At 62.5% G+C, this 24,873-nt stretch carries 29 protein-coding genes; 9 read left to right on the forward strand and 20 right to left on the reverse strand.

Going from position 1 to position 24,873, the window contains the following annotated elements; genetic code table 11:
* Positions 1 to 3: 3 nt before the first annotated feature.
* The 9 genes from DSM107133_RS11765 to DSM107133_RS25060 all read right to left on the reverse strand — a co-directional run bounded on the left by DSM107133_RS11765 (position 4) and on the right by DSM107133_RS25060 (position 6,246).
* Positions 4 to 222: a DUF5337 domain-containing protein gene (locus DSM107133_RS11765; protein ID WP_114294856.1), complete on the reverse strand. Its 219-nt coding sequence runs from the start codon at positions 220 to 222 to the stop codon at positions 4 to 6.
* A 15-nt stretch (positions 223 to 237) separates the two neighbouring features.
* Positions 238 to 1,053, reverse strand: coding sequence for an endonuclease (locus tag DSM107133_RS11770; RefSeq protein ID WP_240310631.1), 816 nt, complete (start codon positions 1,051 to 1,053; stop codon positions 238 to 240).
* A gap of 22 nt (positions 1,054 to 1,075) precedes the next feature.
* Positions 1,076 to 2,239, reverse strand: a complete 1,164-nt coding sequence (locus DSM107133_RS11775; protein ID WP_114294855.1) for an NADH-quinone oxidoreductase subunit E — start codon at positions 2,237 to 2,239, stop codon at positions 1,076 to 1,078.
* Between the two features lie 82 nt (positions 2,240 to 2,321).
* Complete coding sequence (locus tag DSM107133_RS11780; protein ID WP_205387884.1) at positions 2,322 to 3,536, reverse strand: NADH-quinone oxidoreductase subunit D; 1,215 nt, start codon at positions 3,534 to 3,536, stop codon at positions 2,322 to 2,324.
* Between the two features lie 97 nt (positions 3,537 to 3,633).
* A complete protein-coding gene (locus tag DSM107133_RS11785; RefSeq protein ID WP_205387882.1) occupies positions 3,634 to 3,807 on the reverse strand; it encodes a hypothetical protein in 174 nt (57 codons plus the stop codon).
* On the reverse strand, positions 3,807 to 4,424 hold the full coding sequence (locus DSM107133_RS11790; protein ID WP_114294853.1) for an NADH-quinone oxidoreductase subunit C: 618 nt from the start codon (positions 4,422 to 4,424) through the stop codon (positions 3,807 to 3,809). Before DSM107133_RS11790 ends, DSM107133_RS11785 begins: the two co-directional genes overlap by 1 nt.
* A gap of 86 nt (positions 4,425 to 4,510) precedes the next feature.
* Entirely contained in the window at positions 4,511 to 5,044 is a 534-nt protein-coding gene (locus tag DSM107133_RS11795; protein ID WP_028956107.1) for an NADH-quinone oxidoreductase subunit B, read from the reverse strand.
* 254 nt (positions 5,045 to 5,298) lie between these two features.
* Positions 5,299 to 5,664, reverse strand: coding sequence for an NADH-quinone oxidoreductase subunit A (locus DSM107133_RS11800; RefSeq protein WP_114294852.1), 366 nt, complete (start codon positions 5,662 to 5,664; stop codon positions 5,299 to 5,301).
* Positions 5,665 to 5,874: 210 nt separating this feature from the next.
* Positions 5,875 to 6,246 (reverse strand): hypothetical protein, encoded by a 372-nt coding sequence (locus tag DSM107133_RS25060; protein ID WP_347568680.1) that lies wholly within the window; start codon positions 6,244 to 6,246, stop codon positions 5,875 to 5,877.
* Between the two features lie 350 nt (positions 6,247 to 6,596).
* Between DSM107133_RS25060 and DSM107133_RS11810 the strand changes: the two genes are divergently transcribed.
* From DSM107133_RS11810 to DSM107133_RS11820, 3 genes are read left to right on the forward strand one after another with little or no spacing between them, the layout of a single operon-like run.
* Positions 6,597 to 7,808, forward strand: coding sequence for a GTP-binding protein (locus DSM107133_RS11810; RefSeq protein WP_114294851.1), 1,212 nt, complete (start codon positions 6,597 to 6,599; stop codon positions 7,806 to 7,808).
* An 11-nt stretch (positions 7,809 to 7,819) separates the two neighbouring features.
* Positions 7,820 to 8,146 carry a DUF6525 family protein gene (locus tag DSM107133_RS11815; RefSeq protein ID WP_114294850.1) on the forward strand — a complete coding sequence of 109 codons (327 nt, stop codon included), beginning with the start codon at positions 7,820 to 7,822 and terminating at the stop codon, positions 8,144 to 8,146.
* A gap of 32 nt (positions 8,147 to 8,178) precedes the next feature.
* A complete protein-coding gene (locus tag DSM107133_RS11820) occupies positions 8,179 to 8,682 on the forward strand; it encodes a hypothetical protein (RefSeq protein WP_114294849.1) in 504 nt (167 codons plus the stop codon).
* A 202-nt stretch (positions 8,683 to 8,884) separates the two neighbouring features.
* On the opposite strand, the gene DSM107133_RS11825 is transcribed toward DSM107133_RS11820, so the two are convergent.
* The 4 genes from DSM107133_RS11825 to DSM107133_RS11840 form a co-directional block, all read right to left on the reverse strand.
* Entirely contained in the window at positions 8,885 to 9,667 is a 783-nt protein-coding gene (locus tag DSM107133_RS11825; protein ID WP_114294848.1) for a crotonase/enoyl-CoA hydratase family protein, read from the reverse strand.
* Between the two features lie 21 nt (positions 9,668 to 9,688).
* Positions 9,689 to 10,543, reverse strand: a complete 855-nt coding sequence (locus DSM107133_RS11830) for a hydroxymethylglutaryl-CoA lyase (protein WP_114294847.1) — start codon at positions 10,541 to 10,543, stop codon at positions 9,689 to 9,691.
* A 27-nt stretch (positions 10,544 to 10,570) separates the two neighbouring features.
* The gene (locus tag DSM107133_RS11835) at positions 10,571 to 12,505 is read right to left on the reverse strand and encodes a biotin carboxylase N-terminal domain-containing protein (protein ID WP_114294894.1); all 1,935 of its coding nucleotides are present in this window, start codon (positions 12,503 to 12,505) and stop codon (positions 10,571 to 10,573) included.
* A gap of 95 nt (positions 12,506 to 12,600) precedes the next feature.
* On the reverse strand, positions 12,601 to 14,208 hold the full coding sequence (locus DSM107133_RS11840; RefSeq protein ID WP_114294846.1) for a carboxyl transferase domain-containing protein: 1,608 nt from the start codon (positions 14,206 to 14,208) through the stop codon (positions 12,601 to 12,603).
* Positions 14,209 to 14,325: 117 nt separating this feature from the next.
* On the opposite strand from DSM107133_RS11840, the gene DSM107133_RS11845 reads away from it, so the two are divergent.
* Together DSM107133_RS11845 and DSM107133_RS11850 are read left to right on the forward strand one after the other, a co-directional pair.
* A complete protein-coding gene (locus tag DSM107133_RS11845) occupies positions 14,326 to 14,583 on the forward strand; it encodes a type II toxin-antitoxin system HicA family toxin (protein ID WP_114294845.1) in 258 nt (85 codons plus the stop codon).
* Positions 14,580 to 14,942 carry a type II toxin-antitoxin system HicB family antitoxin gene (locus DSM107133_RS11850; RefSeq protein ID WP_114294844.1) on the forward strand — a complete coding sequence of 121 codons (363 nt, stop codon included), beginning with the start codon at positions 14,580 to 14,582 and terminating at the stop codon, positions 14,940 to 14,942. The genes DSM107133_RS11845 and DSM107133_RS11850 overlap by 4 nt, the downstream gene beginning before the upstream one ends.
* Positions 14,943 to 14,944: 2 nt before the next feature.
* Here the strand turns inward: DSM107133_RS11850 and DSM107133_RS11855 are convergent, their stop codons facing one another.
* Genes DSM107133_RS11855 through DSM107133_RS11875 form a run of 5 tightly spaced genes read right to left on the reverse strand, consistent with a single transcriptional unit; the run spans position 14,945 to position 18,872 of the window.
* Positions 14,945 to 16,423 (reverse strand): AMP-binding protein, encoded by a 1,479-nt coding sequence (locus tag DSM107133_RS11855; protein WP_114294843.1) that lies wholly within the window; start codon positions 16,421 to 16,423, stop codon positions 14,945 to 14,947.
* On the reverse strand, positions 16,420 to 16,914 hold the full coding sequence (locus tag DSM107133_RS11860; RefSeq protein ID WP_114294842.1) for a lysozyme inhibitor LprI family protein: 495 nt from the start codon (positions 16,912 to 16,914) through the stop codon (positions 16,420 to 16,422). The genes DSM107133_RS11855 and DSM107133_RS11860 overlap by 4 nt, the downstream gene beginning before the upstream one ends.
* Positions 16,915 to 16,956: 42 nt before the next feature.
* The gene (locus DSM107133_RS11865) at positions 16,957 to 17,262 is read right to left on the reverse strand and encodes a hypothetical protein (RefSeq protein WP_162792128.1); all 306 of its coding nucleotides are present in this window, start codon (positions 17,260 to 17,262) and stop codon (positions 16,957 to 16,959) included.
* Positions 17,263 to 17,272: 10 nt separating this feature from the next.
* Complete coding sequence (locus tag DSM107133_RS11870) at positions 17,273 to 17,680, reverse strand: DUF1622 domain-containing protein (protein ID WP_114294840.1); 408 nt, start codon at positions 17,678 to 17,680, stop codon at positions 17,273 to 17,275.
* Positions 17,681 to 17,708: 28 nt separating this feature from the next.
* Positions 17,709 to 18,872: an isovaleryl-CoA dehydrogenase gene (locus DSM107133_RS11875; RefSeq protein WP_114294839.1), complete on the reverse strand. Its 1,164-nt coding sequence runs from the start codon at positions 18,870 to 18,872 to the stop codon at positions 17,709 to 17,711.
* Between the two features lie 149 nt (positions 18,873 to 19,021).
* Here DSM107133_RS11875 and DSM107133_RS11880 point away from each other — a divergent pair, with 149 nt between their 5' ends.
* The 3 genes from DSM107133_RS11880 (at position 19,022) to DSM107133_RS11890 (ending at position 21,391) form a co-directional block, all read left to right on the forward strand.
* Positions 19,022 to 19,510 (forward strand): pyridoxamine 5'-phosphate oxidase family protein, encoded by a 489-nt coding sequence (locus tag DSM107133_RS11880; RefSeq protein WP_114294838.1) that lies wholly within the window; start codon positions 19,022 to 19,024, stop codon positions 19,508 to 19,510.
* 5 nt (positions 19,511 to 19,515) lie between these two features.
* A complete protein-coding gene (locus DSM107133_RS11885; RefSeq protein WP_114294893.1) occupies positions 19,516 to 19,965 on the forward strand; it encodes a CreA family protein in 450 nt (149 codons plus the stop codon).
* 481 nt (positions 19,966 to 20,446) lie between these two features.
* Complete coding sequence (locus DSM107133_RS11890) at positions 20,447 to 21,391, forward strand: IS110 family transposase (RefSeq protein ID WP_114291353.1); 945 nt, start codon at positions 20,447 to 20,449, stop codon at positions 21,389 to 21,391.
* 121 nt (positions 21,392 to 21,512) lie between these two features.
* On the opposite strand, the gene DSM107133_RS11895 is transcribed toward DSM107133_RS11890, so the two are convergent.
* Both DSM107133_RS11895 and DSM107133_RS11900 read right to left on the reverse strand, forming a co-directional pair.
* Positions 21,513 to 22,712 (reverse strand): aminotransferase class I/II-fold pyridoxal phosphate-dependent enzyme, encoded by a 1,200-nt coding sequence (locus DSM107133_RS11895; RefSeq protein WP_114291354.1) that lies wholly within the window; start codon positions 22,710 to 22,712, stop codon positions 21,513 to 21,515.
* Positions 22,709 to 23,380, reverse strand: a complete 672-nt coding sequence (locus tag DSM107133_RS11900; RefSeq protein ID WP_114291355.1) for an HAD-IA family hydrolase — start codon at positions 23,378 to 23,380, stop codon at positions 22,709 to 22,711. Before DSM107133_RS11900 ends, DSM107133_RS11895 begins: the two co-directional genes overlap by 4 nt.
* A 140-nt stretch (positions 23,381 to 23,520) precedes the next feature.
* On the opposite strand from DSM107133_RS11900, the gene glmU reads away from it, so the two are divergent.
* Positions 23,521 to 24,873, forward strand: coding sequence for a bifunctional UDP-N-acetylglucosamine diphosphorylase/glucosamine-1-phosphate N-acetyltransferase GlmU (gene glmU / locus DSM107133_RS11905; protein WP_114291356.1), 1,353 nt, complete (start codon positions 23,521 to 23,523; stop codon positions 24,871 to 24,873).

The following is a 24,873-nucleotide window of genomic DNA, read 5'->3' on the forward strand; positions in this document are numbered from 1 at the left end:
CGTTCAGCCTTTGTCTTTCTGGCGCGCGCGCCAGATGTTGAAACCCATCCACAACGCCCAGCCGAAACCGGCCAGCGCTGCAAGGTCAAAAAGAGCCTGCGTCCGGCTTGTCCAGCCGAGATAGCCCCCTGCGATTGTCGTGCCAAGCCAGAACAGCGCCACGCCGACAATCCACAGCGCCAGACGCTGCCCTGTCTTGTTTGTGCTATCCTGACCCTGCATCAAATCTGTCGGCGTTTAGTAAACGCCGCCTTTCTTGACCTTATTCGAAAACTCTGTGCTGCCACCCTTGGCCAGCACCTTGGCCTGTTTGACCCATTCATCACGGCTGACCCGACCTTTGAACCCCACAAGGTTCTGGTCGGCCCATTCGACTTCTTTCTTGCGCCATCCGGCCACCTGCGAAAAGTGGTAGATGCCCATCTCGTTCAGCAAGGCTTCCAGCTTGGGGCCGACACCTTTGATCTGCTTCAGATCGTCCGCCCCTCCGGCGCGCGGGGCGTCCAGCATCTCGGGCTTGCCATCGGCAGCAACGGGTGCGCGCGCTGTGGTGGTGCCTGCATCCTTGTTGGCAGCGTTTTTCTTGGCCGGTGCTTTTGACGCGACGGGTTTGGGCGCAGCGTCCTCGGCGGGCTTTTCGTATTTCCAGCTGCCCTTGCGCGCGGCCAGTTCTTCCTGACCGGCCAGACGGGCGCTGGGTTTGACCAACACCCTGGCTTCGGGGGCTGCGGCAGCGGCAGATACCGCCTGTTCTGCTGTTGGCGCTGCGGCCACGGGAGCCTTTTCAGCCGCGGGGGCTGCGTCGGTTGCCGGCGCTGGCTTGGGGGCCGGTTGCGTCGTCGTGCCAGACGCTTCAGCGTCCACAGAGCCACATTGCACGGACTTCAGAAGAAAACCACCGACCGCGAACACCACAATCCCGGCCAGAATCGAGCCCCAAAAGCCCCATCCGGCAAAGGCGAGCAGCAGTATGGCCAAAACCACCCCCGCTATCGCCGCCAGCATCCAGCACTTTCGTGCGCAATGCTGCATCGTGTTGTCGTCGTTCATCATGGTCCCTCTCCTGAAATCCTATTTATTCGTTATAGATACCGTCCTTCTTCGCACGGGTGGAAAATTCGGTCTCTTCACCAGCGGCGAGTTTGACAGCCTGTTCAACCCAGCTGTCACGGCTGACGCGCCCCTTGAAACCCACAAGGTTCTCGTCGGCCCATGCCACTTCGGCATCACCCCATTTGGCGATCTGGTCGAAATGGTAAATGCCGATGTCGTTCAGCAAACCTTCCAGCTTGGGACCGACACCTTTGATCAGCTTCAGATCATCAGCCCCCGCCTTGCGCGGCGCTTTCATGGTGCGGGGCTTTTTGCCCGCATCCGCCTGTGGCGCGGTCTCGCTGCGCTTGGGCTTGGCTTTGGACTGCGTTTCCGAGGCAGGCGCTTTTGCAACTTTGGCCTTGGTTTCGGCCACTGGCGCCGACGGCGCGGTGCGCGCTTCGGGTTTCGCAGGCGGTTTCGACGCGGCATTGGCCGCCTTGCCCTGCCAGGGTGCGGTCAACGGTACTTCGGTGCCGTCAATACGCTTGATGGTGTCACCGATATCTGTCGCCAACTGGGCGCTGGCGTTGTATTGTGTCTTGCCGCTGTCGTATTCGGTCAGCGAGGTCAGACCGCTCAGCGGTTCCGACGCATAGCGCCCGTTTTGCGGACCGGGCACGGGCACGCGGCCTGCGGCCATCTCGTCGATGATCTCGGCCATGCGGTCGGTTGTCAGATCCTCGTAATAATCCTTGCCGATCTGGGCCATGGGCGCATTGGCGCAGGACCCGAGGCATTCGACCTCTTCCCACGAAAACTTGCCGTCCGCCGACAACTCATGCGGTTTCGCCGCGATCTTGGACTTGCAGACTGCCATCAGGTCCTCGGCCCCGCAGATCATGCAGGAGGTGGTGCCGCAAACCTGAATATGTGCCACAGAACCAACCGGTTGCAGCTGGAACATAAAGTAGAACGACGCCACTTCGAGACCGCGAATATAGGCCATGCCCAGCATCGACGACACATGTTCAATCGCAGGGCGGGTCAACCAGCCTTCCTGCTCTTGTGCGCGCCAGAGCAGCGGGATGATGGCGCTGGCCTGACGGCCCTCGGGGTATTTGGTAATCTGCGCTTCGGCCCAGGCCTGGTTGGCGGGGGTAAAGGCAAAGCTTTCGGGTTGGTCAGGGTGCAAGCGGCGGAGCATCAGTTCGACTTTCGGTTCGCGTGGCCAAGGCAGGAGCCTCCGGCGGGAGTTTTCTGGGCAAGATGAAGCGCGAGGGAAACCATCACCGGTCGATCTCTCCGAACACCACATCCATGGTGCCGATGATCGCGGCGACGTCGGCCAGTTGGTGACCACGGCTCATGTGGTCCATCGCCTGCAAGTGCAGGAACCCCGGCGCGCGGATCTTGGCGCGGTAGGGTTTGTTGCTGCCATCGGCCACAAGATAGACGCCGAATTCACCCTTGGGGGCTTCGACAGCGCAGTAAACTTCGCCCGCAGGAACGTGGAACCCTTCGGTGTACAGCTTGAAGTGATGGATCAGGCTTTCCATCGAGGTTTTCATATCCGTCCGGCTGGGCGGGGTGATCTTGCCACGGGCCAGAATGTCGCCTGTGGCTTCGCGCAATTTGCCGATGGCCTGTTTGATGATGCTGACCGACTGGCGCATTTCTTCCATGCGCACAAGATAGCGGTCATAGCAGTCGCCGTTCTTGCCCACAGGAATCTGGAAATCGAACTCGTCATAGCATTCATAGGGCTGTGACCGGCGCAAATCCCATGCCAGACCGGACCCGCGCACCATCACACCGGAAAAGCCGTATTCCAGAATGTCCTCTTCGGTCACCACGCCAATGTCGGCGTTGCGCTGTTTGAAGATGCGGTTTTCGGTCAGCAGCCCGTCGATGTCGGCCAGAACGGCGGGGAATTCATGCGCCCACTGCTCGATATCGTCCAGCAGCGCATCGGGCAGATCCTGATGCACACCGCCGGGACGGAAATAGGCCGCGTGCAGACGCGCGCCACAGGCCCGCTCGTAGAAAATCATCAGCTTTTCGCGCTCTTCAAAGCCCCACAGCGGCGGCGTCAGCGCGCCGACGTCCATGGCCTGCGTGGTCACGTTCAGCAGGTGGTTCAGCACGCGCCCGATCTCGGAATAGAGCACACGGATCAGCGACGCGCGGCGCGGCACCTCGACGCCGGTCAGCTTTTCGATGGCCAGACACCAGGCGTGTTCCTGGTTCATCGGCGCCACATAATCCAGCCGGTCGAAATAGGGCAGGTTTTGCAGGTACGTCCGGCTTTCCATCAGCTTTTCGGTGCCACGGTGCAGCAGGCCGATGTGCGGATCGCAGCGTTCGACAATCTCGCCGTCCAGCTCCAGCACCAGCCGCAACACGCCGTGCGCCGCCGGGTGCTGAGGCCCGAAGTTGATGTTGAAGTTGCGGATTTTCTGCTCGCCCGTCAGGGCGTCTTCGAAACCTTTGGAGCCGTCCATCATCCCGCTCTCTCCTGCATGTGTTCGTGCCACCGCAGCGGCAGCGCGCCCTTGGCGGGCACGACAAAGTCATAGTCTAATTGCAAATTCGCGCCCATCAGCGTTTTTCCAGATCTTGCAGCCGCAGTCCGATCCACCACAGCAACGCGATGGTGCCAAACGGAACAACACATGCCGCAGCCCAGTATTTGTTGATCCCGAAGAACGGCAGCAGTTTCAGCATCGGAATGGCTGTCAGCGCCGACAGGATGAGCCACCAGACGCCGCCCATCACTTGGCATCCTTGCCGTCTGCGGCCTTGTCATCCCCCGGCAGGATGTATTCCGCACCCTCCCACGGGGACATGAAATCGAACTGGCGGTATTCCTGCACCAGGCTGACGGGTTCGTAGACCACGCGCTTTTGCGCCTCGTCATAGCGGACCTCGGTATAGCCGGTGGTCGGGAAATCCTTGCGCAGCGGATAGCCGCGGAAACCGTAATCGGTCAGGATACGGCGCAGGTCGGGGTGGCCCGAGAACAGAATGCCGAACATGTCGAAAATCTCGCGCTCGAACCAGTTGGCCGAGGGGTGCACGTCAACGATCGACGGCACCATCGCGTCCTCGCGCACCGAAACGCGCAGGCGGATGCGGTGGTTCTGGTACATGCTGAGGAAGTGATAGACCACGTCAAACCGCTTGGCACGGCCTGTGTAGTCAACCGCCGTGATGTCGACCAGCGACGAGAACCGGCAGGTTGCATCGGTTTTCAGAAACTCGACCAGCCCCACGATGTTGTTAGGTGTGACGTCGACGTTCAGCTCGCCGTGGCTGATGTCCCATGCCAGAACGCAGCCCGGCCGCTTGGCCTCGATGTAGGTTCCCAGTTCTTTCAGTGCATCGCTCATCGGTTATCCTTACCCGAAGTCTGTCTGTGTGGTGCGGTCTGTCCCGCCCCTGCCCGCCGTGGCGGGTGAATATCGCAGCGTCCGCCTCAGCGGACGATTGTTCCGGTGCGGCGCATCTTGCGCTGCAATTGCATGATTCCGTACAGCAACGCCTCGGCCGTGGGCGGGCAGCCCGGCACATAGATGTCGACCGGCACGATACGGTCACAGCCGCGCACCACCGAATAGCTGTAGTGATAGTAGCCGCCGCCATTGGCGCAGGACCCCATCGAGATCACATAGCGCGGTTCGGGCATCTGGTCGTAGACCTTGCGCAGGGCCGGTGCCATCTTGTTGGTCAGCGTGCCGGCCACGATCATCAGGTCCGACTGGCGTGGAGAAGCGCGCGGCGCGGTGCCGAAGCGTTCCAGGTCATAGCGGGGCATCGAGGTGTGCATCATCTCGACCGCGCAGCACGCCAGACCGAATGTCATCCAGTGCAGGCTGCCGGTGCGGGCCCAGTTGATCAGATCCTCGGTCGAGGTCAGCAGAAAACCCTTGTCCTGCAACTCGGCGTTCAGGCTCTGGGTTGCGACCTCGCGGTCGGCCCCCGCAGCGTTCGGTGATGTGGCAATTGACATATGCGCTTCGCTCCAGCGTTTTGTCGGGATGACGGGCTGCGATAATCCGCCGACCCGCATGTTGGTCTTGGGTGTAGCCCAGCCCTGCCAGAGCGTCAACGCGACATGCTTGCCCGATCACAGGGAAAACGTGGTCAAGTTGCTCTGATGGCTGGAAAACGCCCCGGAAAGCGGCGCCCGACCTGCCCGCCCCCTGAAATGACAAAAGCCGCCCCGTTGCAGGGCGGCTTTTCAAATCGGCGCTCATCAGTGGCTTACTGCCACTCAAGCGCGCCTTTTTTCCATTCATAGGCAAAGCCTGCGGTCAGAACGCCCAGAAACACCATCATCGACCAGAAACCTGCCATGCTGATGTCTTTGAACGCAACGGCCCATGGAAACAGGAAAGCGATTTCCAGATCGAAGATGATGAACAGGATCGACACAAGGTAGAACCGCACATCGAATTTCATCCGCGCATCGTCGAATGCATTGAACCCGCATTCATAGGCGCTGACCTTTTCGGGGTCGGGGCGGCGCACGGCGATGACCAAAGCGGCGAGGATCAGAATCAGGCCCAGTGCAATGGCAACGGCCAGAAACACCAGAATGGGAAGGTATTCGCGCAGCATCTCGTCCACGTTTGGTTCCTTTGCTTTGCCAGCGCACAGGATCGCGCGGCCCTAAAAGACTGCCGCAGGTTTACGCGCGCGCGCGGATGAGGTCAACCGAGGCGCGCAAGGGTTTCGACATTGATGCGCGGGGCACCACAGCCCGTGGGCGACGCTTGCTCTTCGCACGCCCTGCCCCGGTCCGCCCTCGGTCTGGCCCCGGCCGGCAGTCATGATTTTTCAGGTTTTTTCAAAGTCGGGCGCGCGCTGTGCTGTGGGGTCCGCTGGCGGCCGCGCTGCATCAGGTGCGCCCTCAGCGCCCTTTGCGCTGCCCGTGTCCTCTGCGGCCTCGGTTTCCGGCACAGTTTCCGCCTCTAGCTGCACCTGGCCGCCAAAGCCATTCCAGCCATTGGGATCGAACTCATCAAGATCAAAACTCTCCTCATGATCCGGTATTCCCGTGACATGGGTCGTTCCTGTCTCCTCGTCATAGGCCAACCCATACGTCATTTTGCCTTCTGAATTGTAACGCCTGTATTCGTGAACCACCGCATATACAAAGGCCACCACGAATGGCAGCAGGATAAGAATTGCGATCAGTCGGGGTTCCATCCAGGTCTCCTGTACGGTGAAAATCATATCCGGGACTTGCGCGACCCGCAGGACGGCAGCCTGCCGGATATGCGTTTGTGCATCTGTTCTGACCATGCGGCAGCGGTGAAAACGACGCTTTTACGACGCCCGAACGACACATGGGGTGGTAAAGTTGACCTAAGGGCACGCGGCGCATCTGGTGCCCGTGCTGCACGCAGATCACAGGGCACAGGCTGATGGCCAGCTCTTTTTCGACTCCGCAGGACACATGGTCGTGACCTTGGGGGCCTGACCCGGGAAAAACGGCTTGTGCAGGCTGCGCGTCTTTTGTATTTGTTATGATATAACATATTATACAGGACTCATCCATGACCGACAACCGCCTTCCCGTCACTGTTCTGTCCGGTTTTCTTGGTGCCGGCAAAACCACGCTGTTGAACGATGTTCTGAACAACCGCGACGGGCGGCGCGTGGCCGTGATCGTCAACGACATGTCCGAAGTGAACATCGACGCCGATCTGGTGCGTGATGGCGGCGGCGACCTCAGCCAGACCGACGAGAAACTGGTCGAGATGACCAACGGCTGCATCTGCTGCACCCTGCGTGACGATCTGCTGATCGAAGTGCGGCGTCTGGCGGCGGAAAACCGGTTCGACTACCTGCTGATCGAATCCACCGGCGTGTCCGAACCGCTGCCCGTCGCAGCGACATTTGAATTTCGCGATGCCGAAGGTCAAAGCCTGTCGGATGTGGCGCGGCTGGATACGATGGTCACCGTGGTCGATGCGGTCAACCTGCTGAAAGACTACGCCAGCCACGATTTCCTGCGCGACCGCGGCGAAAGTCTGGGCGATGGCGACGACCGCACGCTGGTTGACCTGTTGGTTGACCAGATCGAATTTGCCGATGTTGTTGTGCTGAACAAGGTGACCGACGCCGGAGCGGACCGCACCACCGCCGCGCGTCTGATCATCACCGCCCTCAACCCCGATGCAAAAATTGTCGAAACAGACTATGGGCACGTTCCGCAACAACAGATCTTCGACACCGGGCTTTTTGATTTTGAAACCGCGCATGACCACCCTTTGTGGGCCAAGGAACTGTACGGCTTTACCGACCACATCCCCGAGACCGAAGAATACGGCGTTTCCTCTTTTGTCTATCGCGCACGGCGGCCGTTTCATCCGCAAAAGGTACACGATGCGCTGAATGGTCCCCTGCCCGGCGTGATCCGCGCCAAGGGACATTTCTGGATCGCCACCCGCCCCGACTGGCTGGCCGAATTCTCGCTTGCCGGCGCGCTGAGCAAAATCGCCCCCCTTGGAACATGGTGGGCCAGCGTACCGCCCGAACGGCGACCGGATCACCCGCAAATGCGCAGCTATCTTGCGAAAAACTGGCAAGACCCCTTCGGTGACCGGCGACAAGAGCTGGTGTTCATCGGGTCAGGCATGGACAGGGCCGCGATCACGGCCACGCTGGATGCTGCACTGGTGGATGAAACAGATATGCAACCCGCCCTGTGGGCCGGTCTTGCCGATCCTTTCCCGGGCTGGCGCAAAACAGGCGAAGCCGCGTGAGGGCGCAGAGGATGAAACCGGCCCGCGCCTCGAACACGCGGAGCACGTTGAAGCGCAAAGCCCGCAAGGGTTGCAAAATGGCCGCCTTCGACGGGCTGCCACCCCCCTTGCGCCACTGGGTTGCGCAAGAGGCCGTTTTGCCATGGTCGCCCCGATCCGTTCTGAGGGTCTGGCAAAGGGCCATGCAAGAGACAGGTGGCGACGACGCAAAGGCACGGGCAAAGCTGCGCGAGGTGGAACGCAGAACGCTGGCCGCAGACCTGCGCCGGACACCCCCTTTTTCCCGGCGACCTGACATTGCGGACATGAAGTCCGGGCGCAGTGAAGGTCCGGTTTGAGCCCTGATTGACCAATGCTGGATAAAACGTGAATGTCTGCTATTCGGACCGATGAAAAGTGTGATGAGGCGCAAACTATGTCTGACAATTGGATTTTGATCGTTCCCAAACAACCGGAGCATATTCCTTCACAGGACGAAGCTAAGGCTGCACTCGAACTCTTGGAAAAATCGATGCCGGATGCCGAGGAATTCGAAATCGTTCAGAGCGAGCACATCCAATTCTTTGACTGCGGTGCGAATCTTGAAACGATCACATGCCCACGGTGCAGCGCCGATATCGACTTTGACTGGTGGGGCGAGGCAATGTCGTCAGACTTTGACGAAACGTCAGGTTGCCAGCTAAATGAATACCCAATGCCCTGCTGTTCTGCGTCAGCTTCGCTTGATGAGCTAAGCTATGAATTCCATCAGGCCTTCGGTCGTTTTGCACTGAGTGCTATGAACCCGAACCTAGCGAAAATGCCGGATGAGACCGTAAGCGAAATCGAAGCCGCTTTGGGCTGTGGCGTGTCAGTCGTATATCAACACATTTGAACGCTGTACACTTTAGCCGACATTGGCGGATCAAAGGTCAAAGTCAGCTTTGTCCGCATAGCCGACACCCAGATTGCGCAGCCTGAGCGTCGATTTGGCATTTCTGTAGGCTTGGTCTGGATTGACCAACCATGATCAACGCATAGGGCCAAGGTTGCCGGCTTGCTGTTCACCGGCAGCTGTCGACCAACCCCGTGCAACGTCACCCCATCCACGCCGCCTTGCGCTTGTCGAAAAACGCGCCGATCCCCTCGGCGGCTTCCTCGGTCTCCCAACGCTCTTTCAGCGCCTGAATGGTCATGTCGATGGTGCCCGCATCAATGCGCGGCCCCAGGGAACGTGCCAGCGCCTTGGCCGAGGCGACGGCGCCGGGGGCCGTGCTCAGATAGGGCAGCACTTCGGCCTCGACTGCAGCGGCCAGATCATCCGCAGGCACCACCCGCGCCAGAAGGCCCAGATCGACCGCTTCGGACGCATCGAACAGGCGGCCGGAAAAGAACACCCGCCGCGCCCGCCCCTCGCCCATGCGGGCAATGACATAGGGGCCGATGGTGGCGGGAATAATGCCCAGACGTACTTCGGTCAGGCCCATCTTCAGATGCTCCGCGCCGATGGCCACATCACAGACCGACGCCATGCCGACCCCGCCGCCGAATGCGTTGCCCTGCACCATGCCGATCAGCGGCTTGGGCATTGTGTTCAGCGCCTGCAACATATGCGCGAGCTTGCCTGCCTCGCGCGCCCGTGTCTCGGGATCGGCGGCCATCTGTTCACGCATCCAGTCCAGATCGCCGCCCGCACAGAACGATTTGCCCGCGCCGGTCAGCACCACCACACGCACCGCGTCATCCGCGCCCAGCACGGCCGCCGCTTCGGTCAGTTCGGCCAGCATCTGCGCCGACATCGCGTTGTGCTTTTCTGCACGGTCCAGCGTCAGCGTGGCCACACCGCGTGCGTCCACGTCGATCGAAATCGTCTTGTACATATTCCCGTCCTTTTTGTACGTTTAACTGCGCAGGCTCCTGGCAAAGGCGGCCGCCTCGGCAATCACATCCGCGTCCAGCCCGGTCTGATAGCCCAGCCGTTTCAGGTGCGCGGCCACGGCCTCGGTTGCCACGTTTCCAGCGGCACCCGGGGCATAGGGGCAACCGCCCAAGCCCCCCACTGCCGCATCGAACACCCGCACGCCCATCGCCAAAGCCGCGTCGATATTGTCCATCGCCCGCCCGTTGGTGTCATGGAAATGCCCCGCCAGACGGCCCACAGGCACCACGTCGCGCACTGCCAGCAACATGCGGGCCACCGCGTCGGGCGTCCCCTTGCCGATGGTGTCGCCCAGGCTGATTTCATAACACCCCATGGCGAACAGCTTGTCCGCCAGATCGGCCACGGCCTGCGGCGCAACCGCCCCGTCAAAAGGACATTCCACAGCGCAAGAGATGTAGCCCCGCACCGGCAGATCAATATGGCGCGCGGCCTCGATCACTGGCGCGAACCGTTCCAGAGATTCCGCAATGGTTGCGTTGATATTGGCCTTGGAAAACCCCTCCGAAGCCGAGGCAAACACCGCGATCTCGTCCGCACCCGCCGCCTGCGCATCCTCGAATCCACGCATGTTGGGGGTCAGCGCCGCATAGCGGATGCCGTCCCCACGGGTGATTCCCGCCAGCACCTCGGCGCTGCCTGCCATTTGCGGCACCCACTTGGGGCTGACAAATGACGCACATTCGATGCGGCTGAAACCGGCACGGCTCAGCAGATCGACCAAAGCAACCTTATCGGCCACCGAAATCTCGTTGACTTCGTTCTGCAACCCGTCGCGCGGACCAACTTCGAAAATCTCACAAGCACCTAGACTCATAGCAATTCCTCCCTTGCTGAAGCCAGCCTAGGCTTCCGGTTCCAATTGCACCAGTGCCGCGCCGGCCTCGACCTGCGCGCCCTCGTCCACCAGCACTTCGGCGACGATGCCATCGCGCACGGCCAACAGGCTGTGCTCCATCTTCATCGCTTCCAGAATGGCCAGCCGCTCGCCCGCCTTGACCGCCTGCCCCGCCTTGGCAAAGACCGCACGCACCAGCCCCGGCATCGGTGCCTCGATCAGGTTGCCATCGCCGCCTGCGGCACTGGCGCGTTCCAGCGGATCAACAACGCCATAAGCCAGCCCATAGCCGTCAAAAACGGTGATCTGCGCACCCGCCCGCGCCACGTCAGGCGCCACCTGCCCGTCGATATGCCACAGCGCACCCACACGGCGCACCGCGACGGCGGTGCCGTCCACCACCCAATCCTGCGCTGTCGCACTTAGAACATCGACCGTCAGGGCAATATCCGCGTCGCCATGCACCAGCGTCAGGCTGCGCCGCAGCGGTGCCCACAGGGCAAAGCCTGTGTCGCCCGCAGGCCGGTCCAGCCCCAGCGCGACCATCCCCGCCGCCACCGCATGACTCGGCGCGGCTTGCGGGGCGGCGACCAGATCGTCCAGATCACGCGCGATCAGGCCGGTGTCGACCTCGCCCCGGCCAAAGCCCTTGTGCCCGGCCAAGGCCCCGAGAAAGGCAAGGTTGGTGACCGTGCCGCCCACCTGCGTGCCCGACAGCGCCGTGCGCAGGCGCGCCAGTGCGACGTCACGCGTGGGGCCATGCACGATCACCTTGGCGATCATCGGATCGTAAAACGGGCTGATCACATCGCCCGCCCGCACACCGCTGTCGGCGCGGCATCCGTCGGGGAACTGCAGATGCGTCAGCGTACCGGTCGCGGGCAGGAACCCCTTGGGCACATCCTCGGCATAGAGCCGCGCCTCGAAAGCATGGCCGCTGATGCCCAGATCCTCCTGTGCCGCCGGCAGCGCCTCGCCCGCCGCAACGCGCAACTGCCATTCCACCAGATCGACGCCGGTGATCGCCTCGGTCACGGGGTGTTCCACCTGCAACCGCGTGTTCATTTCCATGAAAAAGAAGCCGTCGGCGTTCAGCCCGTTCGACCCGTCGACGATAAATTCCACCGTGCCCGCACCGGCGTAACCGATGGCCTCGGCCGCACGCACAGCGGCCGCCCCCATGGCGGCGCGTATCTCGGGCGTCATGTCGGGGGCCGGTGCCTCTTCGATCACCTTCTGGTGACGGCGCTGCAACGAACAATCGCGTTCGAACAGATGCACCGCACGGCTGCCGTCGCCAAAGACCTGCACCTCGATATGGCGCGGCTTGCTGACGAATTTCTCGACCAGCACGTCGGCATTGCCAAAGGCGGTCTTGGCTTCGGACCGCGCCGAGGCCAGCGCCTCGTGAAAGCCCGCCGCCGTGTCGACCTGACGCATCCCCTTGCCGCCGCCGCCCGCGACGGCCTTGATCAGCACCGGATAGCCGATCTTCTCGGCCTCTGCCGCCAGCAGATCATCCGACTGGTCCGCCCCGTGATAGCCGGGCACCACGGGCACGCCCGCCTCGACCATCAGCGCCTTGGCCGCGTCTTTCAGCCCCATCGCACGGATCGCGCTGGCAGAGGGGCCGATGAACACCAAGCCCGCCGCCTCCACCGCCTCGACAAAATCCGGATTCTCGGACAGAAAGCCATAGCCGGGATGGATCGCCTGCGCCCCTGTATCCAGCGCAGCCTGAATGATCACATCGCCGCGCAAGTAACTGTCCGCAGGTGCCGCCCCGCCAATGTGTACGGCGCGGTCGGCCATCGCCACATGCTTGGCCTGCGCATCCGCATCCGAATAGACCGCCACACAGGCCACGCCCATGCTCTGCGCTGTTTCCATCACCCGACAGGCAATCTCGCCCCGGTTCGCAATCAGGATCGTGTCAAACATCATTCCCGTCCTCTAAATCTTTCACTGGGCCATTTCTTTTGGCCAAAAATATCCCGGGGGTCCGGGGGCTGGCCCCCGTCCACCGCCGGCAAAACTCACATGCGGAACAGACCAAAGCGCGTGTCTTCGATCGGCGCATTCAGGCTGGCGCGCAGGCTCAGATCCAGCACGTCGCGGCTCTTGCGCGGGTCGATCACCCCGTCGTCCCACAGCCGCGCGCTGGCATAAAGCGGGTGCGACTGTTCCTCGAACATATCAATCGTCGGCTGCTTGAAGGCCTGCTCGTCCTCGGCGCTCCATGTCTCGCCGCGTGCTTCCATGCCGTCGCGTTTGACCGTGGCCAGCACCCCGGCCGCCTGTGCGCCGCCCATGACGCTGATCCGGCTGTTGGGCCAGGTCCACAGGAAACGCGGCGAATAGGCCCGCCCCGCCATGCCATAGTTACCCGCGCCGAACGATCCGCCGACCAGCATGGTGATTTTCGGCACCGACGTGGTCGCCACCGCCGTCACCATCTTGGCCCCGTGGCGCGCGATGCCTTCGTTTTCGTATTTGCGCCCCACCATGAAGCCGGTGATGTTTTGCAGGAACACCAGCGGGATTTTGCGTTGCGAGCACAGCTCGACAAAATGCGCGCCCTTTTGTGCGGCTTCGGAAAACAACACCCCGTTGTTGGCGATGATGCCCACAGGCGTACCTTTGACGTGGGCAAAGCCGCAGACCAGCGTTTCACCGAAACGGGATTTGAACTCGTCGAACACGCTGCCATCGACCAGCCGCATGATCACCTCGCGGATGTCATAGGGCGTGCGCGCATCCGCAGGCACCACCCCCAGCAGTTCCGCCGGATCATAGGCAGGCTCGTCATAGCTGACCGCACCCGCCGTCAGACGCGACGCCGCACCTTCCAGCGAGCCGACGGCGCGGCGCGCCAACGCCAGCGCGTGTGTGTCATCCTCGGCCAGATAGTCCGCCACGCCCGACAGGCGCGTGTGGACTTCGCCGCCGCCCAGATCCTCGGCGCTGACCACCTCGCCCGTGGCCGCCTTGACCAGCGGGGGCCCGGCCAGAAAGATCGTGCCCTGATCGCGTACGATGATGGTGACATCGGACATCGCAGGCACATAGGCCCCGCCCGCCGTACACGAGCCCATGACCACAGCGATTTGCGGAATGCCCTTGGCGCTCATCTGCGCCTGATTGAAAAAGATGCGGCCAAAGTGGTCGCGGTCGGGAAAGACCTCGTCCTGATTGGGCAGGTTCGCACCGCCGCTGTCGACCAGATAGATGCAGGGCAGATGGTTCGCCTCGGCAATCTCCTGCGCGCGCAGGTGTTTCTTGACCGTCATCGGGTAATAGGTGCCGCCCTTTACGGTGGCATCGTTGCACACGACCATCACGTCACGGCCCATGACGCGGCCAATGCCGGTGATCACGCCCGCGCCAGGGGCATCGCCGCCATACATGCCGTGGGCCGCAGTCGCGCCCACCTCAAGAAACGGGCTGCCCGGATCCAGCAGGTTCGCCACCCGTTCGCGCGGCAGCATCTTGCCACGGCTGACATGCCGGTCACGCGACCGTTCACCGCCGCCCATGGTAGCGGCTTGCGCCGCCTCCTGTATCTGATGCAAGGCCGCCTCATGCGCCTGCTGGTTGGCCTTGAAGTCAGCCGATGAAGTCAAAATCTGTGACGTCAGTTTCATGAGAAACCTCCATTGACGATAGCACTATTTGCTACTATATTGCATACAAGGGCAATGAAGCCCGCCTTGAACATCAAAGGAGAAAATTGATGCCAATTATGAAAAAGGTGGGTCTGAATGGTCTCTTCGAAACATGCCGCGACACTTGCTTCGGTTTTCCAGACACCAACACGCTCAAACATCCGCTGGAGCGATATTGAAAAGATGATCACGGCCTTCGGTGGCCAGGTCGAAGAACGCGCCGGTTCACGCGTATTGATCCGGTTGAACGGACGCAGAGCTGTTTTCCAACGTCCGCACCCCAAACCCGAGACAGACAAGGGCGCGCTGGTCGCTTTGCGTCTGTTTTTAAAAGAAACAGGAATGGAACCATGAAAGCCTTCAAGGGCTACACGCCAACGATCTGGTTTGAAAATGACGACCGTCTGTTTCATGGCGTTGTCGAAGGCATCCGTGACACTGTGCATTTTGCAGGCAATTCGGTGGATACGCTGGAAGAGGCGTTTCACGACAGCGTCGATGCCTATCTTGAGGCTTGCGCCGAAGATGGTGTCGTGCCGGAACGCCCCTATTCGGGCAAGCTTGCGTTCCGCACGACACCGGAACATCACCGGCTGATTTCCGAAGCGGCTTCTGCCGAGGCGCGCTCGATCAACCAGTGGATGGATGAGGTGCTTGAAGACGCGGCGCGCAGAACGATCCTTGAGGGACGTCAGAAGATCAAGTTCGGCTAAGGTCATGCTGCCTCCTCCGCCGCAGCGCGGGCCTTCAACTCACGCCGGATCACTTTGCCCGTCACCGTCATCGGAAGCGCATCCAGGAATGCGATTTCGCGCGGGTAGGAATATTGCGCCAGTCGCGCCTTGACGTAGTCTTGAAGGTCTTTCTCGCTGGCCGTGGCCCCGTCTTTCAGCACCACATAGGCCTTGACGATCTCGGTGCGCAGCGGGTCGGGTTTGCCGACCACACCCACTGTCACCACGTCCGCGTGGGTCATCAGGCAATCCTCGATCTCGGCGGGGCCGATGCGGTAGCCGGACGAGGTAATCACGTCATCCTCGCGGCCCACGAAGCGCAGATAATCACCCTCCCACAGGCCACGGTCGCCGGTCAGCATCCAGTCGCCGCGAAACTTCTCGGCGGTCGCGTCGGGCCGCTGCCAATAGCGCAGCATCATGCTGGGCGCACCGCGCCGGATGGCGATGTCGCCCTCGCCCTCCGCAGGCTGGCCTGCGTCGTCGATCACCGCGATGTCGAACCCCGCCACCGGTTTGCCGATGCAACCGGGGCGCGGCGGGAAATCGGCAGCGCAGCTGCTGGCGACCATGTTGCATTCGGTCTGCCCGTAAAATTCGTTGATCTGCACGCCAAAGGCATCGCGCCCCCAGGCCAGCATCTCAGCGCCCAGCGGCTCGCCACCACTGGCGACAGTGCGCAGGCCAGGCAGTTTGGCCCCTGCCGCCTTGAGCATCCGCAGCGCGGTGGGCGGGAAAAAGATGTTGCGCACGTCGCCGTCCGCGATGATCTGCGCACAGCGGCCCACATCGAATTTCGCCATTCGGGCGGCGACGACGGGCACGCCCAGCCGCAGGCCCGGCATCAGCACATCGAACAGCCCGCCGATCCATGCCCAGTCGGCGGGGGTCCACAGGCAATCGCCCTGCTGTCCCAGATGGTTGTGGCTGGCGCTGACGCCCGCCAGATGCCCCTCAAGCACGCCGTGCCCGTGCAACGCCCCCTTGGGCGTGCCGGTGGTGCCCGAGGTGTAGATCAGCACGCAGGGCACATCCGCCCCGCCCGGCGCATAGTCCACAGGCCCGCCCGCAACACCGCAGGTCGCGGCCATCACCGGTGTCGCCAGATCGCCCAGCAGGTCCGCCCCTTCGGCATCTGTCAGCACCAGAGTGGCACCAGCATCGCTGATACGCGACGCCAAAGCATCCCGTTGGAACAGTTTGAACAGCGGCACCGAGATTGCGCCGATCTTCCAGATTGCCAGATGCGCCGCTGCACACCACGGTGTCTGGCTGAGCAACACGCCCACGCGGTCGCCGGCCTGCACCTGTGTCCCCAGACGACGGGCAATGCCGTCGACCATTTCAGCCAATGCGCCAAAGCGCACCTCGCGGCGCGCGCCCTCCGACAGGTCGATGATCGCCACCGCATCCGCGTCATGGTCCAGACAGGTTCGGGCAATGTTGGGCAGGTCGCTCATTCACCGATCCCGCTGTTGGCCAGATACAGCGCCTGCTGCCCTGTCATACGCATCAGACAGCTATAGGTGGCCGGACCACCCCCTGTGCCGCCGCCCCAGTGGGAGCGCTCGTAATCACAGGTGGCATCCCGAAAGGTGATCCATGCCCGCTGCATATCGCGCAAGGCGGTTTCGGACGGGGTGCCGTCCACATAGCTATCGGCAGTGCGTGCCTTGGCGCGGGCCTGCGTGTAATTCGCGTTCAGCCGCGCGTCCCAATACTGCAATTCGCGGTCCAGACAGCCAGACATGGCCGCCGTCGAATAGCCGCCCGGTGTATTTTCCATACAGGCATTGGCCGAAGCCCCGATACAGGCCATCTGCCCAGCCAGATCAGGCGTGTGCAGCAGGAACGCGGCGGTGATGTCCTGATTGAACGACAGGTCCTGCGCCGCCAACGGGGCCGCAGATGCGCCCAGAATGACAGCAATCAAGGCAGGTTTGCATCGCATGGTCGTTCCCTTTCCTTTCAACACACGGCGCAATGCCGTCGTTTATGTCTCTGCCGCATCGGGCGGCGCTGGCGGCAGGGTCAAAAGCCTGCCAAACCGGCCAATCATATACACCCTCAGCGCCCCCTGCGGCGTTGTGCAGCGGATCACCAACCGCACCTGCCTGCGCGTTCCCGGCCCCCCGACGCAGTCGCTCGGCTGCGCGCCGTCTCCGGTCTCGGCCACATAGAGCCGTGCGTAGTGTTCCAGCAGTGCGCTTTCATCCAGATGGGCGGCGATCCACCCAAGCCGGAACACAAAAAGCGCGCCAATCAGAGTGACCACCGCCAGTGGCCCCCAACGCAACACCGATGCTGTCCTACACGGGGTCTTCATCCAGCTCACGGCGCAAACCGGACAGTTCGCGGTCCAGAAAATACGAGGTGATCGAGCGGATAATCACCAGCAGCAGCAGGAAAATCAGGTCGGACGCCGCAAGGCTGAGCGCGGTGTGGATCACGTCCGAGACGATGAACAACTCCAGCCCCGCAAGGATGTAATTGCCCAGTTCAAGCCGGGCGCGGTTCGAGGCGCGCAACCGCTGGCCGCTGTCGCGGCGCAGCTCGGCTGCGATGAAACCCGCCATGAAGCGGGCCGCGCCGATGACCAGCAGCAGGATGGCAAACAGGTCGATGCCCGCTGCAATCCACTCCAGCACCTCGACCAGCGCAGGCAGGCTGGCATGCAGCACCGTCTCTTTCGTACCAAGGTCCAACAGCCGGTCCATTTGCGCCCCCTCCCCGAGTGCCGCCGCCTCAGGCCATCGCGCCCATCAGTTCGCGGCCAATCAGCATCCGGCGGATTTCCGAGGTGCCCGCGCCGATTTCCATCAGCTTGGCGTCGCGGAAAATGCGGCTGACAGGGCTGTCGGACAGGAACCCCGCCCCGCCCAGCGCCTGCACCGCCTGATGCGCCTGCACCATCGCCTGTTCGGATGCATAGAGACAGCACGCCGCCGCGTCCTGCCGTGTCACGGTGCCACGGTCGCAGGCGCGCGCCACCTCGTAGACGTAAGCCCGCGCGCTGTTCATCGCGGTGTACATATCGGCGATCTTGCCCTGCATCAGCTGGAAGTTCCCGATGGGCTGGCCGAATTGCTTGCGCTCGGACACATAGGGCATGACCTCGTCCAGACAGGCGGCCATGATGCCAAGGCCGATGCCCGCCAGCACGACGCGCTCGTAATCCAGACCCGACATCAGCACGGCAACGCCCTTGCCCTCTTCACCCAGGATGTTCTCGAAGGGCACTTCGACACCGTCAAAGATCAGCTCGGCGGTGTTGCTGCCGCGCATCCCCAGTTTGTCGAAATGCGGCGAGGTGGAGAAACCGGCCATATCCTTTTCGATCAGGAAGGCGGTGATGCCACGGCTGCCGGCATCTGGGTCGGTCTTGGCATAGACCACCAGCGTGTCGGCGTCGGGGCCGTTGGTGATCCAGTATTTGTTGCCGCTGAGGCGGAAATGATCGTTCCGCTTTTCGGCGCGCAGTTTCATGCTGACAACGTCGCTGCCCGCGCCCGGTTCGGACATGGCCAGTGCGCCTACGTGTTTGCCGCTGACCAGACCGGGCAGGTATTTCGCCTTTTGCTCGGGCGTGCCGTTCAGTTTGATCTGGTTCACGCACAGGTTCGAATGCGCGCCGTAGGACAGCGAGACCGAGGCCGACGCCCGTGCGATCTCTTCCACGGCGACGGTGTGCGCGAGGTAGGACATGCCCGATCCGCCGAATTCCTCCTCGACGGTGATGCCCAGCAGGCCCAGCTCGCCCATCTCTGTCCACAAAGCGGGGGGGAATTCATTGGTCTGGTCGATCTCTTGCGCCATCGGGCGCACGCGCTCTTGCGCCCAGCGGTGCACCATCTCGCGCAGGCTGTTGGCATCCTCGCCCAGATCGAACGTCATAGAATGGGTAAACATCGGCGCATCCCTCCCGTTATTGAACGCTTGTTCATTACTTACATCCACGACCCCCGTCCGGTCAAGCATCTTCACCAACCGGCCTGTGGAACACAGCCACGGGATCGGGCGTTGGTATGGCAACTGACGATAAAAAAAGGAGTTTTGCCATGAAAGACCATGCCACCCGATCCGAACTGACCGGCACCTTCTGGGACCGTATGAGCGACATCAACGCCGGTATGCTGGCCACGCCCACCAACCGCGCCCGCCCCATGTCGCACACGCTGCATGACGACGACCGCACCGCGCTGTGGTTCATCACGGCCCATGGCACCGACATCGCCGATGCCGGCAAGTCCGGCAGCGCCGCCACCTATCTGGTCGCCTGCCAGCGCAACAAACTCTACGCCACGGTCGAGGGCACGCTGGACGTCGTGACCGACCCCAAGACGCTGGATGACCTTTGGTCACCCATTGCCGATGCCTGGTTTGAAGGGGGGCAGAAGGACCCCGATGTCTGCCTTGTCCGCATGACCTTGTCCAAGGCCGAGGTCTGGGCCACCGATGGCGGCGCGAAATTCCTGTATGAGATTGCCAAGGCCAACCTGACCGAGGCCACGCCCGACATGGGCGAGCATGCGGTGCTGACGTTTTGAGCCGTCTGGGGCATTGGGTTTTTGCTGCGGCGCTGGGAATCAGCGGCGCGGCACAGGCTGAACAGGTGGGCGAGATTGGCGTCGACTGGGCGGGCAATGACATCGTGATCGAAGCCATTCCCGACCCCGAAGTCACCGGCGTGACATGCCACATTGCCTATTTCGACCGTGGCCTGATCGACCGGATTGCCAATGGCAACTGGTTCGAGGACCCGTCGAATTCGTCCATTTCCTGCCGCCAGACCGGTCCGATCAAGATCGGAGACATCGACCGCAGCGAGGAAGGCGAGGACGTGTTTCGCACCTCGCGCTCGATTGTGTTCAAATCCCTGCGGGTGAAACGGATTTTTGACGAGGCGAACCAGACACTGATCTACGTGGCCCACGCCCGCGAGCTGACCGAAGGCAGCGCCAAGGTCAGCATGTCTACGGTGCCGCTGTACGGGGCGGATTGATGGCGGGTGTCGCATGCCGAGCATTTACGAACTAACAGCGGACGTTGGGAACGGGATACGCCAACGCCGAGAGTGCGGACGGAGCCGACTTTTGAAATGGAACGCAAAGCCGCGCAGCGTCGGGCCGTGGTGCGGCGATCCGACCGTAGTGCTGGGCACTTTATGGCAGCCTAGCACATTCGAGCTATCGGTAGCGCACAACAGCAGCAAAATCGCCGTGCCGGCGGACGGCCCGTCATGTCGAAGACATGCCTGAGGCATGATGCGCGGCGGCCTGCGGCCTTGTCTCAGACTTTCCGTGGCTCTTCTGCGAAGGTGGAGCCGGTGCCAGCCACCTTTTGGATCGCAGGCACCGGCGACGGGTGGATCGTCTGCGGCCAGGTCTTCGAGGACCGTAATCAAGTGAGATCGCCCGTCGTCTTCGCATGAGGCCTGAACGGATACGCAGCAGCTCACAGGCTCTGCACGACAAGCAAAGGACATGACGAAGATGATCAACGATACCATCGGCATCGACATCTCGAAAGCGCATCTTGACGCGCACCGGCTCAGCACCGCAACCCACGCCCGGTTCGACAATACCGCGACAGGCCTGCGCGCCTTCGAGCGCTGGTTGGGGCAGACAACGCCGGAGCGCGTGGTCTTCGAGCCCACCGGCCCCTACCACCGACGCCTCGAGAGCCATTTCTCAGGCCGCCTGCCGCTCGTCAAGGTGAACCCGCTGCAGGCCCGCCGCTTCGCGCAGGCCCACGGCACACGCGCTAAGACCGACGCGGTCGATGCCCGCATGCTCGCGCTCATGGGGCGCGCGCTGGAGCTGGTTCCGGACCAGCCAACCGACCCCAAACAGCGTGAAATCAAGGAGTTGCATGTCGCCCGCACCGGGCTGGTGCGGGATCGTACCGCGCTGATGAACCGCCTTGGCACGCAACAGCTCGACGTGACCCGCCGCCTGACCCGGGCACGCCTGCGTCAGGTCAACCACCAGATCGACAGGCTTAACGCCGAAATCGAACGGCGAAACCGCGATTGCCCGGAACGCGCCAGGGCAATCGGCATTCTCACCTCGATCCCCGGGATCGGTGCCATCACCGCACGGGCGCTGCTCAGCGAATGCCCCGAGATCGGCACTCTGGGGTCAAAGCAGATCGCGGCGCTCGCAGGTCTCGCGCCGATCACGTGTCAGTCCGGTCAGTGGAGCGGAAAGGCCCACATCCAGGGCGGGCGCAGGCTCCTGCGCGAGAGCCTGTTCATGCCCGCCCTCGTCGCCATGAAGCGAAACCCCGATCTGAGCCAGAAATACGATGCCCTCAGAGCCGCCGGAAAACCCCACAAGGTCGCGCTCGCCGTCCTCATGCGAAAACTCCTGATCCTCGCAAACACTCTCATAAGCGAAAACAGAGAATGGACACCAAAACACCCTTGACCAAGACGGATACTTGATTCCGCGCGGGTGGAATTCGGAAAGGGCTCGTTCCTACCGTTCCCTGCGCCAGACACGAACGGCCGCGTTTCTTTCCCGCATGCGATTTGGGACAGCCAGAAGGCTAGGCGCTGGCCGCCTGAAACACCGCTGACACTTCGCTGCGGATGATCCGTGCGATCAGCGCGCAATCGTCCAGCGAGAAGGTCAGCGGCACGCGCATGTCAACGATACCCGCCAGCACCCTGTCTGTGGCGGGCATCACCTCGGCGGCAGCATAGCGCCAGCTGTCGTATTTCGACGTGAACGCCGTGGGTTCGGGTGCTCCGAACCACTTGAGTTCAACCCCGCGTGCCGCGCAGCGTTTCAGAACCGCCAGAATGTCGTCAGCCTTCCAGTCCAGCAACAGGAACTGGAAGGACGAGCCGACAATGCGTTCCACCGCTGCCCGTTCGACAATCTTCAGCCCCGGCGTGCCGCGCACACCGTCTTCGAGCACCTTGTAACGGTCATTCCAGCGGGCGCATTGCGTGTCCAGATTGGCCAGTTGCGGGCGCAGGATCGCCGCGCGCAGGTTGTCCATGCGCCCCGAGATATTGGGCGTGGTATAGCGCAGGTCAGCGAACACCGCGGCATCCGGCGCGGCCAGATGACGTTCGTACAGCATATAGCTGCCCGACAGCATCACGGCGCGGGCGGCAACTTCGGCGTCGTCCGTGACCAGCAGACCGCCCTCGCCCGCGTTCACATGTTTGTACGTCTGGCACGAATAACAGCCCACCACGCCGTGCCGCCCCGACGGCACGCCGTTCCACGCGGCCCCCATGGTGTGGGCGCAATCCTCGACCACCTGGATGCCGTGGCGGTCGCAAATCTGCATCAGCCGGTCCATGTCACAGATATGCCCGCGCATGTGGCTGAGCAGCAGAACATCGGCTGTGTCGCCCTTGGCGTCCAGATCCTCCAGATCAATTGTCAGATCCTCGGTCACGCCGACAAAGACCGGCACCGCACCCAGCGAGGCAATCGCCCCCGGCACCGGCGCCAGCGTAAAGGCGTTGGAGAGCACGCGGTCGCCCGGTTTCACCCCCACTGCCCGCAGCGCCGTGGCCATGGCATAGCCGCCCGAGGCCACCGCCAGACAATATTGCGCGCCGACCAGTGCCGCGAACTCCTGTTCCAGCATCGCGGCTTCGGCCACTTCCTCGCCCACGGTGTTGTAGCGGTGCAGGCGTCCGTGGCGCATCACGCGTACCGCGGCCTCGATACCCGCCTCGGGGATCGGTTCCTGCTGGGTAAAGCTGCCCTTGAAGACCTCGCTCATGCGGCGGCCTCGCCGCGCAGCAGCTGCCGCGCCAGTGCGGGCAAGTCGGCGTAATCGTTCAACAAAGCCTCGGGGTTCAATGCGGCCATATCCTCGCCCGAGGGGCCGAAGGTGACCAGAACCGAGGGCACCCCCGCCGCCCGTGCCGTATTGCGGTCGGTGTCGCTGTCCCCGATCAGGATGCAGTGATCGGACCCGCCCGCCTGTCGCGCGGCGGCGAACAGCGGGGCGGGGTCCGGTTTGCGCACCGCCAATGTGTCGGCCCCGACCATCGAGGCAAAGGCATCGCGCACCCCAAGCGATTGCAACAGCTTCTCGGCCAGCCCTGCGGGCTTGTTGGTGCAGATGCCCACGGCAATGCCATCGGCCTTGATCGCGGCCACGGCCTCCATCGCGCCGGGGTACATCACCGTGTGATGATCAATCGCGCCATCATAGGCTTCGAGCAGCACAGGGTAATATTTGGTGACCAGCGCCTCGTCGAACCGTCCGATGCGGTGCAGGCCCAGCGTCAGCATCGCCCGCCCCCCGCGCAGCGCAGCCCCGGCATCGGCCACCGTCAGCACATCGCCCGCGCCCATATCGCGAAAACACACATTCGCGGCGGCCAGAAGATCGCCGCTGGTGTCTGCCAAAGTGCCGTCCAGATCAAAGATTACCGATGTCATGCCTGTCTCCTGATGGGCGGATCATTGCCGTCCTGTCATTGTTCGTGTTACGGCCAGCAATCTTGTTTGATGGGGCCAACGGTTGCGCCGCATGGCAAGATGGATAAAACGGTCACAACAAGAACACAAAGAGATTTGGCATGAGCATCGCGACGGTCATCCTTGCCGCAGGCAAAGGCACACGGATGAATTCGGACATTCCGAAAGTCCTTCACCCCATCGCAGGCGCGCCCATGCTGGTGCACGCCCTGCAAGCGGCACGGTCGCAGGAACCCGAACGCATGGTGGTCGTCGCAGGCCACGGCGCCGAGGCGGTGACCAAGGCGGTGCTTGATTACGACGAAGAAGTGCAGGTTGTCGTCCAAGAGGAACAGCTTGGCACCGGCCATGCGGTGCAACAGGCCCGCGCCGCGCTGGACGGGTTCGACGGTACGGTGATCGTGCTGTACGGCGATACGCCCTTTGTGCGCCCCGAAACGCTTGAGGCAATGGTTTTGGCGCGCGGCGCGCAGGATGTGGTGGTTCTGGGCTTCGAGGCGGCCGATCCGGGGCGCTATGGCCGCTTGAAGATGTCGGGCGAAACGCTTGAATCCATAGTGGAATTCAAGGATGCCACCGAGGCCGAGCGCGCCATCAGCTTATGCAACTCGGGCGTTGTTGCCTGTGACGCCGCCACGCTGTTTTCGCTGCTGGACGCGGTCACCAACGACAATGCTGCGGGCGAATATTACCTGACCGACATCATTGGTCTGGCCCGCGCGCGTGGCCTGAGCACCGGCGTCGTCACCTGCCCCGAAGCGGAAACGCTGGGCATCAACTCGCGCGCCGAACTGGCCGCGGCCGACGCGCTGTTCCAACAGACCGCGCGGGCGGCGGCGATGGAAGACGGCGTGACCCTGCTGGACCCGTCCAGCATCTATTTCTCCTATGACACCTTCATCGGCCGCGACACGGTGATCGAACCGCATGTGTTTTTCGGCCCCGATGTCACCATCGAATCCGGTGCCCGCATCCGTGCGTTTTCGCATCTGGAAGGGTGTCATGTGGCGCGCGGCGGGGTCATCGGCCCCTATGCCCGTCTGCGCCCCGGTGCCGAACTGGCCGAAGACGTACGCGTTGGCAACTTTGTCGAGATCAAGAATGCCACCATCGACGCCGGCGCCAAGGTCAATCACCTGAGCTATATCGGTGACGCCTTTGTGGGCGCCGCGGCCAATATCGGCGCGGGCACCATCACCTGCAACTACGACGGCGTGCTGAAACACCACACCCACATCGGCGCGCGTGCCTTTATCGGGTCGAACACCATGCTGGTCGCCCCCGTGTCCGTGGGCAGCGAAGCCATGACAGCCTCGGGGTCTGTCATCACCTCTGATGTCGAGGACGGCGCGCTGGCCATCGCCCGCGCGCTTCAGGTTGAAAAGCCGGGCATGGCGCGCAAACTGATGCAAATGCTGCGGGCCAAAAAGGCCAGACAAACAAGGGGCAACTGA

This window comes from Pseudosulfitobacter sp. DSM 107133 (assembly GCF_022788695.1).
In the GTDB taxonomy this organism is placed as follows: Bacteria; Pseudomonadota; Alphaproteobacteria; order Rhodobacterales; family Rhodobacteraceae; genus Pseudosulfitobacter.

Coding starts and splice junctions, on each gene's coding strand:
- DSM107133_RS11765 (WP_114294856.1), bottom strand. CDS start 222: ATGCAGGGTCAGGATAGCACAAACAAGACAGGGCAGCGTCTGGCGCTG.
- DSM107133_RS11770 (WP_240310631.1), bottom strand. CDS start 1,053: ATGATGAACGACGACAACACGATGCAGCATTGCGCACGAAAGTGCTGG.
- DSM107133_RS11775 (WP_114294855.1), bottom strand. CDS start 2,239: ATGCTCCGCCGCTTGCACCCTGACCAACCCGAAAGCTTTGCCTTTACC.
- DSM107133_RS11780 (WP_205387884.1), bottom strand. CDS start 3,536: ATGGACGGCTCCAAAGGTTTCGAAGACGCCCTGACGGGCGAGCAGAAA.
- DSM107133_RS11785 (WP_205387882.1), bottom strand. CDS start 3,807: ATGGGCGGCGTCTGGTGGCTCATCCTGTCGGCGCTGACAGCCATTCCG.
- DSM107133_RS11790 (WP_114294853.1), bottom strand. CDS start 4,424: ATGAGCGATGCACTGAAAGAACTGGGAACCTACATCGAGGCCAAGCGG.
- DSM107133_RS11795 (WP_028956107.1), bottom strand. CDS start 5,044: ATGTCAATTGCCACATCACCGAACGCTGCGGGGGCCGACCGCGAGGTC.
- DSM107133_RS25060 (WP_347568680.1), bottom strand. CDS start 6,246: ATGGAACCCCGACTGATCGCAATTCTTATCCTGCTGCCATTCGTGGTG.
- DSM107133_RS11810 (WP_114294851.1), top strand. CDS start 6,597: ATGACCGACAACCGCCTTCCCGTCACTGTTCTGTCCGGTTTTCTTGGT.
- DSM107133_RS11815 (WP_114294850.1), top strand. CDS start 7,820: ATGAAACCGGCCCGCGCCTCGAACACGCGGAGCACGTTGAAGCGCAAA.
- DSM107133_RS11820 (WP_114294849.1), top strand. CDS start 8,179: ATGTCTGCTATTCGGACCGATGAAAAGTGTGATGAGGCGCAAACTATG.
- DSM107133_RS11825 (WP_114294848.1), bottom strand. CDS start 9,667: ATGTACAAGACGATTTCGATCGACGTGGACGCACGCGGTGTGGCCACG.
- DSM107133_RS11830 (WP_114294847.1), bottom strand. CDS start 10,543: ATGAGTCTAGGTGCTTGTGAGATTTTCGAAGTTGGTCCGCGCGACGGG.
- DSM107133_RS11835 (WP_114294894.1), bottom strand. CDS start 12,505: ATGTTTGACACGATCCTGATTGCGAACCGGGGCGAGATTGCCTGTCGG.
- DSM107133_RS11840 (WP_114294846.1), bottom strand. CDS start 14,208: ATGAAACTGACGTCACAGATTTTGACTTCATCGGCTGACTTCAAGGCC.
- DSM107133_RS11845 (WP_114294845.1), top strand. CDS start 14,326: ATGGTCTCTTCGAAACATGCCGCGACACTTGCTTCGGTTTTCCAGACA.
- DSM107133_RS11850 (WP_114294844.1), top strand. CDS start 14,580: ATGAAAGCCTTCAAGGGCTACACGCCAACGATCTGGTTTGAAAATGAC.
- DSM107133_RS11855 (WP_114294843.1), bottom strand. CDS start 16,423: ATGAGCGACCTGCCCAACATTGCCCGAACCTGTCTGGACCATGACGCG.
- DSM107133_RS11860 (WP_114294842.1), bottom strand. CDS start 16,914: ATGCGATGCAAACCTGCCTTGATTGCTGTCATTCTGGGCGCATCTGCG.
- DSM107133_RS11870 (WP_114294840.1), bottom strand. CDS start 17,680: ATGGACCGGCTGTTGGACCTTGGTACGAAAGAGACGGTGCTGCATGCC.
- DSM107133_RS11875 (WP_114294839.1), bottom strand. CDS start 18,872: ATGTTTACCCATTCTATGACGTTCGATCTGGGCGAGGATGCCAACAGC.
- DSM107133_RS11880 (WP_114294838.1), top strand. CDS start 19,022: ATGAAAGACCATGCCACCCGATCCGAACTGACCGGCACCTTCTGGGAC.
- DSM107133_RS11890 (WP_114291353.1), top strand. CDS start 20,447: ATGACGAAGATGATCAACGATACCATCGGCATCGACATCTCGAAAGCG.
- DSM107133_RS11895 (WP_114291354.1), bottom strand. CDS start 22,712: ATGAGCGAGGTCTTCAAGGGCAGCTTTACCCAGCAGGAACCGATCCCC.
- DSM107133_RS11900 (WP_114291355.1), bottom strand. CDS start 23,380: ATGACATCGGTAATCTTTGATCTGGACGGCACTTTGGCAGACACCAGC.
- glmU (WP_114291356.1), top strand. CDS start 23,521: ATGAGCATCGCGACGGTCATCCTTGCCGCAGGCAAAGGCACACGGATG.